Origin of the sequence: Mesorhizobium sp. M0001, assembly GCF_040324255.1 — a bacterium.
Lineage (GTDB): Bacteria > Pseudomonadota > Alphaproteobacteria > Rhizobiales > Rhizobiaceae > Mesorhizobium.
On record NZ_JAMYVS010000003.1, the window covers coordinates 541,250 to 556,402 of the forward strand.

General features: G+C 64.6%; 10 protein-coding genes. 6 read left to right on the top strand and 4 right to left on the bottom strand.

Annotated features, from left to right (window positions below; genetic code table 11):
• Positions 1–80: 80 nt before the first annotated feature.
• The 6 genes from NKK50_RS12470 (at position 81) to NKK50_RS12495 (ending at position 7,178) form a co-directional block, all read left to right on the top strand.
• Entirely contained in the window at positions 81–959 is an 879-nt protein-coding gene (locus NKK50_RS12470) for a glucosamine kinase nucleotide-binding domain-containing protein (protein ID WP_023668846.1), read from the top strand.
• Positions 956–1,738: a GntR family transcriptional regulator gene (locus NKK50_RS12475; protein ID WP_023668847.1), complete on the top strand. Its 783-nt coding sequence runs from the start codon at positions 956–958 to the stop codon at positions 1,736–1,738. The genes NKK50_RS12470 and NKK50_RS12475 overlap by 4 nt, the downstream gene beginning before the upstream one ends.
• Entirely contained in the window at positions 1,735–2,766 is a 1,032-nt protein-coding gene (locus tag NKK50_RS12480; protein ID WP_023684262.1) for an SIS domain-containing protein, read from the top strand. Before NKK50_RS12475 ends, NKK50_RS12480 begins: the two co-directional genes overlap by 4 nt.
• Entirely contained in the window at positions 2,763–3,938 is a 1,176-nt protein-coding gene (gene nagA, locus NKK50_RS12485) for an N-acetylglucosamine-6-phosphate deacetylase (protein WP_023806186.1), read from the top strand. Before NKK50_RS12480 ends, nagA begins: the two co-directional genes overlap by 4 nt.
• Before the next feature lie 9 nt (positions 3,939–3,947).
• A complete protein-coding gene (locus NKK50_RS12490; protein WP_023834395.1) occupies positions 3,948–5,060 on the top strand; it encodes an NAD(P)/FAD-dependent oxidoreductase in 1,113 nt (370 codons plus the stop codon).
• A gap of 72 nt (positions 5,061–5,132) precedes the next feature.
• Positions 5,133–7,178: an ABC transporter ATP-binding protein/permease gene (locus tag NKK50_RS12495; protein WP_352543495.1), complete on the top strand. Its 2,046-nt coding sequence runs from the start codon at positions 5,133–5,135 to the stop codon at positions 7,176–7,178.
• A gap of 74 nt (positions 7,179–7,252) precedes the next feature.
• Here the strand turns inward: NKK50_RS12495 and NKK50_RS12500 are convergent, their stop codons facing one another.
• From NKK50_RS12500 to NKK50_RS12515, 4 genes are all read right to left on the bottom strand, one after another.
• Positions 7,253–8,764: a malonate--CoA ligase gene (locus tag NKK50_RS12500; RefSeq protein WP_352543496.1), complete on the bottom strand. Its 1,512-nt coding sequence runs from the start codon at positions 8,762–8,764 to the stop codon at positions 7,253–7,255.
• Between the two features lie 230 nt (positions 8,765–8,994).
• Entirely contained in the window at positions 8,995–9,732 is a 738-nt protein-coding gene (locus NKK50_RS12505; RefSeq protein ID WP_352543497.1) for a GntR family transcriptional regulator, read from the bottom strand.
• 494 nt (positions 9,733–10,226) lie between these two features.
• On the bottom strand, positions 10,227–10,904 hold the full coding sequence (gene rpe, locus NKK50_RS12510) for a ribulose-phosphate 3-epimerase (protein ID WP_023668852.1): 678 nt from the start codon (positions 10,902–10,904) through the stop codon (positions 10,227–10,229).
• Positions 10,905–11,280: 376 nt separating this feature from the next.
• Entirely contained in the window at positions 11,281–15,153 is a 3,873-nt protein-coding gene (locus NKK50_RS12515; RefSeq protein ID WP_352543498.1) for a DUF7929 domain-containing protein, read from the bottom strand.

Below are 15,153 nucleotides of genomic sequence, written 5' to 3' on the forward strand. Positions count from 1 at the left end.
CGCCTTAATCTTTTTGAAACGGAAATTAATCCCTTGGCTATTGGTATTTTATTGGTATTATCGCCCGGAGGAGACATCGCGTGAAATTCGTGCTCGGTATCGACGGCGGCGGCACCAGCTGCAGGGCAGCCCTTGCGACAGGCGATGGCGTTGTCATTGGCCGTGCCAAAAGCGGCGCCGCCAACATCCGCACCGATCTCACCGGCGCTCGCACCCACATCGTCGAGGCTGCTCGTCAGGCCTTCATCGCCGCCGGGCAAGATCCGGACCTGATCCCGCAGACACCAGCCATTCTCGGCCTTGCCGGCGCCAATGTCGGCACCTACCGCCAGCAGCTTGAAGCAATCCTGCCGTTCAGCATCAGCCGCGTCGAGACGGACGCCGAGATCGCGCTCGAAGGGGCAGTCGGCTCTGGTGACGGCGCCATGGCCATCCTCGGCACCGGCACCGCCTATATGGCGCGCAAGGGCGGCACGTCGCGCGCCATCGGCGGCTGGGGCTTTCAGGTCGGTGATCAAGGCAGCGGCGCCCGGATCGGCCGCGACCTGCTGGAGCAGACGCTGCTCGCCCATGACGGCGTCCGGCCGCGCTCAGCCCTGACCGACAGCATGATGGCCATTTTCCGCAACAATCCCGAAGACGTGGTCGAGTTCACCACCAATGCCAAGCCCGGCGATTTCGGCGGCTTCGCGCCCAAGGTTTTCGAGCATGCCGAGAAGGGCGACAGCGTCGCCAACTGGATCGTGGACAAGTCGGTTGCCGATGTCGAGGCGTCGCTCCACGCGCTCGACCTCTCTGATGACGCCCCGCTCTGCCTGCTCGGCGGGCTGGCGCCGCTCTATGGGCCGCGCCTTTCCCAGCGCTACCAGGCGCTGCTGAAAGCGCCGCTCGACGATGCGCTGGGCGGCGCCGTGCAGATGGCGGCCCGCATCTTCGTCAAAGCGGAGGCGACGCGATGAGCGATGCCGCCGACCAGATCTTCGCCACGCTGAGGCAGTCGTCGCAGAGCGGCGCCCCGCTCTACCTGCAGCTCAGGAAAAGCATCGAGGACGCCGTCAATCGCGGCCTGATCGGGCCGGGCGATGCGCTGCCTTCCGAGCGCGACATCGCCACCAAGGCCGACATTTCGCGCGTCACCGTCCGCAAGGCGGTGCAGGACCTAGTCAAGGGCGGCATCCTCGTGCAGCGCCACGGCTCCGGCACCTTCGTGGCGCCGCGCATGGAGCGCGTCGAGCAGTCGCTGTCCAGGCTCACTTCATTCACCGAGGACATGGCAAGGCGCGGCATGGCGGTGCGTTCAGCCTGGCTCGACCGCGACCTCTACCCGCCCTCGCCCGACGAGATGATGGTGCTCGGCCTGTCCTCGAACGAGCTGGTGGCGCGCGTGGCGCGCCTGCGCATCGCAAACGACACGCCGCTGGCCATCGAGCGCGCCTCGTTGTCGGCCAGCGTGCTGCCGGATCCGGCCGGGATAGGCTCGTCACTCTATGCGGCGCTGCAACTGACCGGCAACCGGCCGGTGCGGGCGGTGCAGCGCATTTCCGCCGCCAATCTCGGCGACGCCGATGCGCGTCTGCTCGAAGTGCCATCCGGCATTGCCGGCCTGCACATCGAACGCATTTCCTATCTCGCGAGCGGCAAGGTGATCGAGTTCACCCGCTCCATCTACCGCGGCGACGCCTATGATTTCGTCGCCGAACTGCGCCTGACAGGGCCGAGCGAAGAGGGCCGACCATGATCCCCAAGACCACCCATATGCGGCGCGAGATCGACGAAATTCCGCAAGCCGTCGCGCGTCTGCTCGATGGCTCGGCGGCGGTGCTGACCGAGGCCGGACGCGGCATTCGCGAGCGCGATCCGAGCTTCGTCGTTACCGTCGCGCGCGGTTCGTCCGACCATGCCGCCACCTTCATGAAATATGCCGTCGAACTGACCGCCGGCCTGGCCGTCGCTTCGGTCGGTCCATCGGTCGCCTCGATCTACGGCGCCAAGCTCAAGCTCGCCGGTTCGGCTTGCCTCGCCATCTCGCAATCCGGCAAAAGCCCTGATATCGTCGCCATGGCCGAGACGGCACGAGCCGGCGGTGCGCTCACCGTCGCCATCACCAACACCGCCGATTCGCCGCTGGCGCGGGCTTCGGATTTTGCCATCGACATTCTGGCCGGCCCCGAGCGCAGCGTCGCGGCGACCAAGACATTCGTCAATTCGGCGGTCGCCGGCCTGGCGCTGATGGCGCATTGCACCGGCGACGACAGACTGCTGGCCGCCCTTGCCCGCCTGCCCGAGCATTTCAGCAAGGCGATCGCCTGCGACTGGATGGCGCTGGCCGGCGCGTTGGAGACGCCGCAATCGCTGTTCATCCTCGGCCGTGGCCCGTCGGCGGCGATGGCCAACGAGGCGGCGCTGAAATTCAAAGAGACCTGCGGCATGCATGCCGAGGCTTACAGTGCAGCCGAAGTCATGCACGGCCCGCTGGCGCTGGTCGGGCCAGGCTTCCCGGTGCTGGCACTCGCCGCCCGCGATGCCTCCGAGCCGTCCGTGGCAGAGGCTGCCGACAACCTTGCCGGCAAGGGTGCAGCAGTTTTTGTAACCTCGGACAAAGCCAAGAGCGCGGCGCGGCTGCCGCATGTCGCCACCGGTCATCCCTTGACCGACCCGCTGACGCTGATCGTCTCCTTCTACGGCTTCGTCGAAGCCTTCGCCCGCCATCGCGGCCTCGATCCGGACGTACCGCGCAATCTGCGCAAGGTGACGGAAACCGTATGAGCGACCGTTTTGCCCTGACTGGCGCCCGAATTTTCGATGGCGACGACTGGCATGATAACGCCGCCCTTGTCGTGCACGGCGATGTGGTCGAAGGCATTCATCCCGTCGGCGCCATTCCGTCGGGCGTTGCCCGCATCGACGCCGGGGGCGGCATGCTGGTGCCGGGTTTTGTCGACCTGCAGGTCAATGGCGGCGGCGGCGTCATGCTCAACGACCATCCCGATGTCGCCTCGCTGGCAACAATCTGCCGGGCGCATGCGCCGTTCGGCACGACCGCACTGCTGCCGACGCTGATCACAGATACGCCTGACATCACCGCCGCGGCCATTGCCGCCGGCACCGGGGCGGCACGGCAAAAACTGCCGGGATTTCTCGGCCTGCATCTCGAAGGGCCGCATCTCTCCGTCGCCCGCAAGGGCGCGCATGAACCGGCGCTGATCCGGCCGATGACGGATGCGGATGAAGCGGCGCTGGTCGCGGCACGCAAAAACCTGCCGGTGCTGCTGACGACGATAGCGCCTGAATCCGTCGAGCCTGCCCGCGTTGCGGCCTTGGCCAAGGCCGGTGTGATTGTCAGCCTCGGCCATTCCGACACCGGCTACGCCACGGCCAGAGCCTTTGCCGATGCCGGCGCCAGCGTGGTCACACATCTGTTCAACGCCATGAGCCAGATCGGCAACCGTGAGCCGGGGCTGGCGGGTGCGGCCATCGACATAGGCAGTCTGTCGGCCGGGATCATCGCCGACGGCATCCATGTCGATCCCGCCACCATGGCAATCGCGCTGCGCGCCAAGCAGGGGCCGGGCAGGATCGTGCTGGTCACCGACGCCATGGCGACGATCGGCACCGACATGACGTCGTTCACCCTTAACGGCCGCATCATCTATCGCAAGGATGGCAGTCTGCGGCTGGCCGACGGCACGCTGGCCGGCGCCGATCTCGATATGATCTCGGCCGTCCGCTACATGCACAGGATCGTCGGGCTGGACCTGTCGGAAGCGTTGCGCATGGCCTCGCTCTATCCGGCGCAGGCGGTCGGCCAGGCCCACCGGCTCGGCCGCTTCGCCAATGGCACGGCTGCCGATATCGTCGCTCTGTCGGACGCCCTCGACGTCAACGGCGTCTGGATCGGCGGCGACAAGGTTTTTGCAGGCGCGGACAGTCCGCGCTAAAGTCCACCCATGCATGATGTCGACTGCGTTGTCGCCGGAGCCGGTGTTGTCGGCCTCGCCATTGCCCGCGCGCTGGCGCTGTCGGGCCGCGAGGTGCTGGTGGTCGAGAAGGCCGCAGCCATCGGCACGGGCACCAGTTCGCGCAATTCGGAAGTCATCCATGCCGGGCTTCATTATACGCCGGGCAGCCTGAAGGCCCGTCTCTGCGTCAACGGCCGCGAGCGTCTCTATGCCTATTGCCGCGAGCACGACGTCGCCCATCATCGCACCGGCAAACTGATCGTTGCCGTCGAACCCGACCAGTTGGACAAACTGCAGGCGATCCAGATCAACGCGGCGCAATGCGGAGTCGGTGACCTCAAGCTTTTGACGCGCGCAGAGGCCGAAAGCCTGGAACCGGCGCTGAGCTGCGCCGGCGCGCTGCTGTCGCCGTCAACCGGCATCGTCGACAGCCAGGCGCTGATGCTGTCATTGCGTGGAGACGCGGAAGCGGCCGGCGCATCTTTCGCCTTGCTCACCGTTGTCTCAGGCGCGAGCATCGAAGCCGACGGCATCCGGATCGACACGCGCGACGCCGATGGCGAGGGTTTCACCTTGAAGACCGGCGCCTTCATCAACGCCGCCGGCCTCGACGCGCAGGCGCTCGCCGGCCGCATCGAAGGCCTCCCGCAAGACCGTGTTCCGCCGCTGTGGCTGGCGCGCGGCAATTATTTCGCGCTTTCCGGCCGCTCGCCCTTTTCGCGGCTGATCTATCCGGTGCCGGTCCATGGCGGCCTCGGCGTGCATCTGACCCTCGACATGTCGGGGAGCGCGCGCTTTGGCCCGGATGTCGAATGGATCGATCGCGTCGACTATACCGTCGATCCCGCACGAGGCGCTGCCTTCTACGACGAAATCAGGCGCTACTGGTCCGGCCTGGCGGACGGCGCCCTGCAACCGGCCTATGCCGGCGTCAGGCCGAAACTGTCCGGTCCGGGCCAGCCGGCCGCCGACTTCGTCATCCAGGGACCGGCTGACCACGGGGGCGGTCAGATCGTCAATCTGTTCGGCATCGAGAGCCCTGGCCTTACCGCCAGCCTCGCCATCGCAGAACATGTCGTTGGGCTTTTATATCCGCAATGACGGGCGTTTCCTGAAACGTCGGGCAGGCGCATACCATGAAACCTTTTGATATGGAGGTCGTTGTCGGGGCATATGTCCGAGGCAAAACCCAAATCGAAACCGGCCGACGGCATCGAAGCGCGCGATGCCACGAAGTCGCGTCGGGAAAAGCCGTCACGGCAAACGCGCGGAGATGGACCGCGCGAGGACACGCCGCGCGAGAAAAAAGCATCGGCCGCCGAAGCCGCGTCCGAGCCCGTTGGCGAGGCTGCGCCGCCGCCGGATGCCGTCGAACCCGATCCCAAGCTGACGCCCGAGCAGGCGCGCAAAAAATATCTGCTGCGGCGTTTCTGGATCAGCGGGCGCGGCTATTGGGGGAGGCATGGCGACAAGCTCGCCTGGCCTTTGACGATCGGAGTGCTGCTGCTGATCTGCATCAACATCGGTTTCCAGTATGGCATCAACGTCTGGAACCGCTCGATGTTCGATGCCCTCGAGCAGCGCAACGCCCGCACGGTCTATCTCCTCAGCGCCGTATTCGTGCCGCTGGTGATCTGCAGCGGCAGCCTTGTCGTCGCGCAGGTCTACCTGCGCATGACGATCCAGCGCCGCTGGCGTTCCTGGCTGACCACCGGGGTGGTCGCGCGCTGGCTGGCAAACGGCCGCTACTACCAGCTGAACCTCGTGGGCGGCGACCACCAGAACCCCGAGGCCCGCATGACCGAGGACCTGCGCATCGCCACCGAGTCGCCGGTCGATTTCACCGCCGGCGTCCTCAACGCGTTCCTGTCGGCCTCGACCTTTATCGTCGTGCTGTGGACCATCGGCGGCGCGCTCACCCTGCCGATCGGCGGCGAGAGCATCACCATTCCCGGCTTTCTGGTCATCACCGCGATCATCTATGCCGCCATCACCTCGACCTCGATGGTGGTCATCGGCCGCGATTTCGTCCAACTCTCCGAGCGGAAGAACCAGGCGGAGGCCGAACTGCGTTACACGCTGACGCGCGTGCGCGAAAACGGCGAGAGCATCGCCTTGCTGGGAGGCGAGGACGAGGAGCGCAGCGGCATCGACAGAAATTTCGGCCACGTGCTGAGGCAATGGGCTCTGCTGACCGGACAGCACATGCGCACGGCGGCGGTGTCGCAGGGATCGAGCCTGTTTGCGCCGGTCGTGCCGATCCTTTTGTGCGCGCCAAAATTCCTCGAAGGCTCGATGACGCTTGGCGAGGTGATGCAGGCGGCGTCTGCCTTTGGCATCGTGCAAGGCGCGTTCGGCTGGCTGGTCGACAACTATCCGCGCCTCGCCGACTGGAACGCCTCCGCGCGGCGCATTGCCTCGCTGATGATGTCGCTCGACGGGCTCGAGCGCGCCGAGCAGAGCGATGCGCTCGGACGCATCAACCGAGGCGAAGCCGAAGACGGCGCCATCCTCAGCCTCGACAATCTTTCCGTGACACTCGACGACGGCACCTCCGTGGTCAAGGAAACCGAGGTCGTGATCGAACCGGGCGAGCGGGTGCTGGTTTCAGGCGAATCCGGTTCAGGCAAGTCGACGCTGGTGCGGGCCGTCGCGGGCCTGTGGCCATGGGGCGGCGGCAGCGTCAATTTCCACACCGACAGGCGCCTGTTCATGCTGCCGCAACGCCCCTACATCCCTTCCGGAACGCTTCGCCGCGCGGTCGCCTATCCCGCGGCGGCGGACAAGTGGACCATCAAGCAAATCAAGGCTGCCCTCGACAAGGTGGGGCTTGGCTATCTCACCGGCAGGATCAAGGAAGAGGCGCCATGGGACCAGACGCTGTCGGGCGGCGAAAAGCAACGCCTCGCCTTCGCGCGCCTGCTGCTGCATCGCCCCGATATCGTGGTGCTGGATGAAGCGACTTCGGCGCTCGACGAGAAGAGCCAGGACACGATGATGTTGACGGTGATCCGCGAACTGCCTGACGTCACCATCATCAGCGTGGCGCATCGTACGGAGCTCGAAGCCTTCCACAGCCGCAAGATCACCCTGGAGCGGCGGGAGGGCGGCGCCAAGCTCGTCAGCGATGTCGACCTCATCCCGCGCAAGCGCAAACGCAGCCTGCTGAACCGCGCTTTGTGGGGTTCCAGCACTCGGGTGAAAAAGCCGCGCAGGTAAAAGGCGCCACTGCCGAACCGCGAACAGAGATGTCCAGGCGAAGCGCTTGGGCAAAGACATTAGCCGGCTATGGATTAGCCGTAGAGACCCTTGTAGGTCTCGCGCAGCAGGTTCTTCTGCACCTTGCCCATCGTGTTGCGCGGCAGCTCGTCGACGAAGATCACCTGCTTCGGGTGCTTGTATTTGGCCAGCTGGCCGGCAATGGCGCCAACGATCTCGGCCCCGGTGATCTGCGATGCCGGCGCCCGCACCACGACAGCGGTGACGCCTTCGCCGAAATCGGGATGGGCAATTCCGATGACGGCACTTTCCAAGACGCCAGCAACCGCGTCGATCTCGCTCTCGATCTCCTTGGGATAGATGTTGTAGCCGCCGGAGATAATGAGATCCTTGCCGCGGCCGACGATGTGGACGTAGCCGTCCGCGTCGATGATGCCGAGGTCGCCGGTGATGAAGAAGCCGTCCTTGCGAAACTCCGCCTTGGTTTTTTCCGGCATGCGCCAATAGCCGGAAAAGACATTCGGACCTTTGACCTCGATCATGCCGACTTCACCCTGGCCAAGCGCATCGCCGCTGTCAGGGTCGGTGATGCGCAGCGAAACGCCGGGCAGCGGGAAGCCGACCGTGCCGGCGCGGCGCTCGCCCTCATAGGGGTTCGACGTGTTCATGTTGGTCTCGGTCATGCCGTAACGCTCGAGGATTGCGTGGCCGGTGCGCTCGCGCCAGACCTTGTGCGTTTCGGCGAGCAGCGGCGCCGAGCCGGAAATGAACAGACGGATGTTCTTCGCCGCCGGGGCATCCAGCCCGTCCTGCTGCAACAGCCTGGTATAGAAGGTCGGCACACCCATCAGCACTGTCGCGCCCGGCAAGAGCGAGACGATGCGGCCGGCGTCGAATTTCCGCTCGAACAGCATCGAGGCTCCGGCCATCAGGGTGACATTGGTGGCGACGAACAGGCCGTGCGTGTGGAAGATAGGCAACGCGTGGATCAGCACGTCATCCCCGGTGAAGCGCCATTGCTCGACCAGCACGCGCGCATTGGAGGCCAGGTTTTCATGGCTGAGCATGGCGCCCTTGGAGCGTCCGGTGGTGCCGGATGTGTAAAGGATTGCGGCCAGATCGTCCGGCCCGCGCGCTACGGCGTCGAAATCCGTGGGCTGTTGTGCCGCCAGTTCGGTCAGCGAGCCCTCACCATTGCTGCCAAGCGTGACGGTGGCAGCACCCGACGCCTGCGCCAGGGGCGCGATAGCGCCGGCGCGGGCCGGGTCGCAGACGACCAGCCGCGGCTCGGCATCGCCGAAGAAATAGCCGAGTTCGGCCAGCGTGTAGGCGGTGTTGAGCGGCAGGAAGACCGCGCCGGCGCGCAGGCAGGCGAGGTAAAGGAAAATGCATTCGGGGGTTTTTTCGACCTGCACGGCAACGCGGTCGCCCGGCTCGACGCCGAAATGCCTCAGCGCATGTGCCAGCTGTGCCGATTGCGCCAACGTGTCGCCATAGGCGATCGCGCGTCCGTCATCGGTCGCCATCAGGATGCGCTCGGAGGCTGAAATCCGGCTGCGGAACGCGTCGAACAGGTGATTGGTCATGCGCATTCCCTAGAGATGATGCCGAAAAGTGTGAAGCGGTTTTCGGAGGACGTCATGCTCTATCCCTTTGATTTAGAAGCCGGATGGCCTGGAACAAAGGAAACGATTTCGCCTCCGTCCGGCAAAAACGTGAAATCGGGTTTGCCGCCGATCAGATGAAGGCAAGCGGACTTGGATAACGGGCGATTTTGGATAGCGGGCGGATTTTGGATAGCGGACCGGAAGCGCTTCTATCTGCGGCTGCGCAGCGCCTTGGTGGCGCTCACGCGTGGATCGCCGCTGTCGTTGAAGCGCTCCATGCACATGGCTGCCGTCAGACGGTAGTGGTTGAGGAGGGCTTCAACGGCGCCATCGGCATCGCCATCCACCGTGCGCTCCGCAATCAGCCGATGTTCACTGATTTCGTCGCGCTCGCTGCCGTCCTGGGAGATCAGCCGGTAGCGGGAGGCCTGATCCGAAAGCTGGTCGCAAAAGCCGGTCAGCCAATGCGAGCGGCAGCCTGCGATCAGTGCCCGATGGAAGGCGCGGTGCAGCTTTTCCCATTCCGGATTGTTCGAGGACGGATCCTCCGGCAAGCGGCGCGGGGCACGCGCCAGGCGATGCAAGGCCAGCACGAGCTGCTCTTCCCATTCGCCGGTGCGGTTGGCAATGGATTCACGCAGGGCCCGCTCTTCCAGCCAGCAGCGAGTGCGCGTCAATTCCTCAAGTTCCGGGGCACTGACCGGCATGATGAAGAAACCGCGCTGGTCGTGGCGGCCGAGCAGACCCTCCGAAGCAAGTCGGTTGAGGGCCTCGCGAACCGGTGAGGCGCCGGCGCCGTAACGGGAAACCACCCATTCGACACGAAGCTTGCTTTCACTTTCAAACACGCCGCGCAGGAGATCGTCGCGAAGCTGTTGATAGACCGTACTAGCGAGTGTGCTCTTGGGTCCCGCGCCTTCGCTCACATCGGTAGATCCGTAGGTCAATATGACTCCTGTAGCTCTCCCAAGCTCCGCTAGCCCGTTCGCGAAGCAAACGATTTCCCGTGTGAATCTACTGTAGCTCCTAAGGCATCCGCCCCTCAAGCGAAAGATCACGATATTCGACTTAAAGAGGAAGGTTGGCCGCATCTTATCCGCCGGAAGTAACTAAAATCGTGAAAAACTTGTTCTTCTGAAGAAAGTTTGTCTCCCAGCATGGCAGGTGCCCTCGAGAAACAGCTTCGAGATCCCGAATACGGATAATTTTGTCTTAACGCGCGTCATGCCGCCGGATTGACCTCTCCCCGCATGCAGATCCCTTCGGCAGTTATCCACTAGGTTTATGGGCCAAAACTAGTGCCGGATGCCGCGATCCTGTCGCGTGCCGCGATGCCCTTGCGGCTGCCACCCGTTGACGGCTTCTTGGGAGATCGAAGGATCAGGCAGGGAGATCAGGCCGAGGAGAACCGACCAGCCGGGAACTTGCCCTGGAACTGATGTCAGCCGGCAGCCCGGTCGGCCGCGGTTCGGATGGCTTCTATATTGGCCCGGTAGGCTTCGACGCTGCCGCCCTTGAAGATGGCGGCGCCTGCCACCAGCACATCGGCGCCGGCTGATGTGACAAGGGGGGCAGTTTCCGGCGACACGCCGCCGTCGATCTCGATGCGAATCGGCCGGTTTCCGATCAGAGCTTTCACCCGCTTGACCTTGTCGACCATGGCCGGGATGAAGGCCTGCCCGCCGAAACCCGGATTGACGGTCATGATCAGGATCAGGTCAAGCCGGTCGAGCACATATTCGATCGCACTTTCCGGCGTCGCCGGATTGAGCGATACGCCGGCCTTCTTGCCGAGACCCTTGATGGTCTGAAGCGAGCGGTCGAGATGCGGTCCGGCCTCGGCATGCACGGTCATGCCGTCGCAGCCGGCATCGGCAAAGGCAGCCAGATAAGGATCGGCCGGCGCAATCATCAAATGGCAGTCGAAAAAGGCCTTGGTGCGGTTGCGGATGGCCTTGATCACCGGCGGGCCGAAGGTGATGTTGGGCACGAAATGCCCGTCCATGACGTCGAGATGGATCCAGTCGGCGCCGGCCGCCGTCACCGCCTCGACCTCGTCGCCGAGCTTCGAGAAATCCGACGCCAGCACCGATGGCGCGATCAGGGTCTTCCTGCTCATGATGCGGCCCCTTTGGGCGCCCTGTTTGCGGGCGCGATCCAAACGTCTGCCTAGACCATGATCCCGAAAAGGGAAAGTCGGTATTTGTTGTGCTAGGAGCGGCCCGGCTGATGCCTTACCTGCTCGGCCTCGCTTCCGGTTATGGCCCAATTGGCGAAAACAGAAAGGAGAGCTCAGACGGGAAAGACCGTCTCTTCCATGCTGACGTCGCTGGACGGCTTTATCGAGGGACCGTCGGGCGACAGCGGCTTGCTGGTGTCCGAGGAAGATTGCACCGGCATTTCAACGACGAGATGCGGCGGACCCCGATCGCGCTGACGAAAAAAACCCGCCGAATCGCTCCGGCGGGGTTCTGAATTTTGACTCGTATCAGATCCTATGGCTTGAAGTTGGCCGCCGGATCCCTTTGCGGCTGTACCTGCGTCTGCGGCGTGCGCTTCGGTATGAACTGCTGAAGGACACCTGGATTGAGCAACAGGGTCGGGTCGAGCGACGGCTGCTGCCGGATGGCTCTGCAGTTCGGGAACCGACCAACGGTGCCTTCGGGGCAGCGCCGCCTGATGATCGGCACGCACTGGCCGCCGACCATCTGCGAGCCCGGGGCGCAGTCTCCCACCTGCGGCCTCGGCTTGCGGCATGCGCCGTCGATCACCTGGGTGCCGCGCGGGCAAACACACTCGCCGCGCTTGTTGTGCACCTGGCCGCGTATGTCGCACTGTTCCAGCACAGGCTTCTTCTGCCGGCAGGCATTGCCTTGCACCTCGGTACCCCGCGGGCAGACACAATTGCCGTTGGCGTCGTGGACCTGGCCGCGGATCGAGCACTGCTCGGGCTTCGGCCGGATCGGCCGGCAGACCTTGCCCCTGACTTCTGTGCCGTCCGGGCAGACGCAATCGCCATTGGCGTTTTGGATCTGACCACGGATCGAGCATTGTTCAGGCTTTGGCCGGATCGGCCGGCAGGCTCCATTGCGCTCCTCTGTCCCACGCGGGCAGACACAATCGCCATCGGCGTCATGAACCTGGCCGCGTATGCTGCACTGCTCGGGCTTCTGCTTGTCGCGCACGCAGGCATTTGCCTGTCGGTCGAGATGCGTACCTTCCGGGCAGTAGCAGCCATTGCCGTCCGACGTCGGGACCGAACCGGGGATGGCGCAGCCAGGCTTGTCGGTCTTGACGCAAGCGCCGTTCTCAAGCTCGGTTCCGCGCGGGCAGACACAGCGTCCATCCTCGGTGCGGACCTGGCCCTTGAGCAGCACGCAGGGCCTCGGATCCTTCGGCTGGATGATGACGCCGCCGTCGGGCGAGCACTGGCCGTTGCGGAACGTCGTGCCTTCCGGACACACGCACCGGCCGGCATCGTTCATGACGAAGCCTGGCGAGCATTCCTTCTTCACCTCGCGCTTGATGGTGAACGGATGGCAGGCATAGGCCTTGCCGTGATCGCCCTGGACGTTGGTCAGGTCGCCGGGCAGTACGTCGCCGCCGCCTTGCACCCTGGTGTCGGGAGACAAGACGCCGACGCAGTTCTGGCCGCTGACGTTGCCCCGCAGATTGACCAGGGGAGCGTCGGGAAGGACCACGGTGACCTTGTGCACATGGCTTTCCCCGGCGCCGAGCGTCAGGTTGGCAATGCAGGTCAACGGCAAGGTCGTCGGTTCGGGCGAGCAGCCAAAGGGCGGTTCGATCGAGGTGATCGCGACGCCTTGCAGCCGCCCCAGGCCGTCCACCCCGATCGCATCGCCGATGCGGACCGGACCGGAGAAGGCGGTCTGGCCATCATTGGTGATGGTGATCTCGAACGAGCAGGGTTGCCCGGGCTGGCACTCGGCATCGCCGGTCTTCTTGACGCTGATGGTGGACGTGCCGCCGCCCTTGGCGCAGGCCTGGCCGATCGGGTAGACGATATCGTCTCCAGGGGCCGGGCCGTATGAGCCGCGTGCGCAGTTCTCGAACGCGCCATTGGCCGAGACCGTCACATCGAAGTGCCTCGATGTTCCGGGAGTCATCGCGGCGCCGGGTATCTGGCACGACAGCGCGTTGGCCGGAACCGCTCCGCAGGCCCATTCCGCGCCGTCGGGTGTGACGGTCTGGATCTGGACCGGCGCGCCACCCGATATCAGCGTGGCAGCATCGTTGACCCGCACCGGACCGGTGGGGGCAGCGGTGCCAAGGCTGATGACGGTGATGCGGCAGGAAACCACCGCTGCACCGGCGAGCGAGCCGTTGCACACCTTGGTTATGCGCAGGGTCGGCTTGCCGCCATTGGGACGACGGAAGCGTTCCTTGGCGCAGGCCTTGTTGTTGGTGAGGTCGACCTCACCGGGGACGGGCTTCAGCGCCGCGCAGTTCTCGACCGCATCCGACTGGTAGCCGGCCGGCATGATCGCCTTGACGACGATCGGCGTCGATGCGCCCGGCATCAGCACGATGCCGGCATTGTCGCAGCGGAACTGGCCAGGACCGTTCGGTCCGCATGTCCAGGGCGGAGACGGGCCGAAGGTCGAAGAGACCGGCGCGCCGCCCGGGTAATTGTCGATAACCGTCAGCGGCCCATTATAGGGGACGCTGCCATTGTTGATGATGTCGATCACGAAGTAGCAGATGCCGTCGGGCGTGCAGACCGGGATGCGGGCACGCTTCTTCAGGATCAGGTCGACCTTCTTGTCGACCGGGGGCCGGCAATCGCGGTCGCGGTCGCCACGCCGGCAGATCGGGATCGAGGCACAGCCGCGATCGTTCTGCTGGCTGCCGAACAGCGGCTTGCCGCTGGCGCCGTAGTTATAGGTGGCGCAGTTGCGCAGCGCGCTGCCTTGCCAACCACCCGCCGGCTTGAAGCCGAGCTTGAGGTTGATGGAGGCCCCCGGATTGAGCGTGGTCACCGGATAGGTGCACGTCATCGGGGTCACGCCGGGCATGCATACCCAGGGCGGATTGGGCCCTGAATCCAGAGTCGAGCCGGCCGGCAGCGTCACCTCGTCGAGCACGATCTTGCCGTGATACGGCCCGTCGCCGACATTGGTGACCTTGATGGTGAAGTCGCAGCCGCCGCCCATCGTGCAACGCGTCACGTCGGCGCGTTTCTCGACCTTGAGGTCCGGTTCCTTGTCCTTGGGCGGACATCTCAAGTCACGCGGGATGACGATGTCGATGGTCTGCGTGCAGCATAGTCCCCAGCCCTCCTTCGGGCCGGCATAGGTCTCGATGCCGGTTGCGATGAGGTGGATGACGTCGCCGGGCGACGCACCGACGATCTTCCAGTTCAGCACACCGCCGCCCGCCGGCACCAATTGCGTGTCGGGGATGATGGTGATGCCTGGGGTCGTCGTCGATACCTGCACCCATTTGCCGCCCATCTCCGGGCCGACAGGCATGTGGTAGATGAACGCGCCGCCGCCTTGCACGCAATCGACCGTGCCGCGCTCCACCTTGAAACATTCCCGGTCGGGAGGCGGAGGCCGCTTGTCACAATTGGTGAGGTCGATCTTGATCGAGGTCTTGGCCCCGGTCTTGTAGTCGCCGTCGTCGGGCTTGCCCGGATCCTGCGACGGGATGATGGCCCCCGTGCCGACGCCCGGCGTCACCTTGATCATGCCCTGGTTGTCGACGATGGTCGGCGAAGGAAACGCCGCATGGTCGATCTTGGCGGTGATCTTGAAATTGATGACGCGTTCATTGCCAGCCCCGGCGCCGTCGAGATCGGTGGTGGAAATCCGGAAATCGGAGACCGTTGCCGTATCGTTCGGATTAGCCGAGGTGCTGATTGTCGCACCCGGCAGCGGTCCGCCAGACGCATCCGTGCCGTCGCCGGACACGTTGACGTTGACGATCGCAAGACCGTGCGGAAGCTGATCCTTGAAGTCGAGTTGGAGTTTCTTCAGCCTGGCCGAAAAGCTTGGGTCGGCAAAGCCTTGCGGGTCGCCGCGCAGGCCAAAGCTCAGGGAGTAGACGACGTAGTCGCAGCTCCTCTGTGTGCCTGTTTTGGTGAAGAACGGCACGATCCGTTCCGGCCTCGGATTGACGATTTTTGAATTGTCCAGGTCGAGCCGCAGTTCCGGAGTGATCGGGACTGCATCTTCGGCGTGGCTTGCCACAGGGGTGAACATCGCGACCGCGATACCGGCCGCCATCAGCCAGCGCGCGCCGCGCCTGGCATATGACAGGGGTTTCATGATGGTCTCCATGACGGTTGGCTGCTTGCCGGTGGATTGACTGCTGTTCGCGGTCGGGGAAAGTGCGAGATTTTTCAT

Excerpts from the sequence above, each read along its gene's own strand:
- rpe (WP_023668852.1), bottom strand. The coding sequence starts at position 10,904 with ATGAGCAGGAAGACCCTGATCGCGCCATCGGTGCTGGCGTCGGATTTC.
- NKK50_RS12475 (WP_023668847.1), top strand. The coding sequence starts at position 956 with ATGAGCGATGCCGCCGACCAGATCTTCGCCACGCTGAGGCAGTCGTCG.
- NKK50_RS12490 (WP_023834395.1), top strand. The coding sequence starts at position 3,948 with ATGCATGATGTCGACTGCGTTGTCGCCGGAGCCGGTGTTGTCGGCCTC.
- NKK50_RS12480 (WP_023684262.1), top strand. The coding sequence starts at position 1,735 with ATGATCCCCAAGACCACCCATATGCGGCGCGAGATCGACGAAATTCCG.
- NKK50_RS12500 (WP_352543496.1), bottom strand. The coding sequence starts at position 8,764 with ATGACCAATCACCTGTTCGACGCGTTCCGCAGCCGGATTTCAGCCTCC.
- NKK50_RS12515 (WP_352543498.1), bottom strand. The coding sequence starts at position 15,153 with ATGAAAAATCTCGCACTTTCCCCGACCGCGAACAGCAGTCAATCCACC.
- nagA (WP_023806186.1), top strand. The coding sequence starts at position 2,763 with ATGAGCGACCGTTTTGCCCTGACTGGCGCCCGAATTTTCGATGGCGAC.
- NKK50_RS12495 (WP_352543495.1), top strand. The coding sequence starts at position 5,133 with ATGTCCGAGGCAAAACCCAAATCGAAACCGGCCGACGGCATCGAAGCG.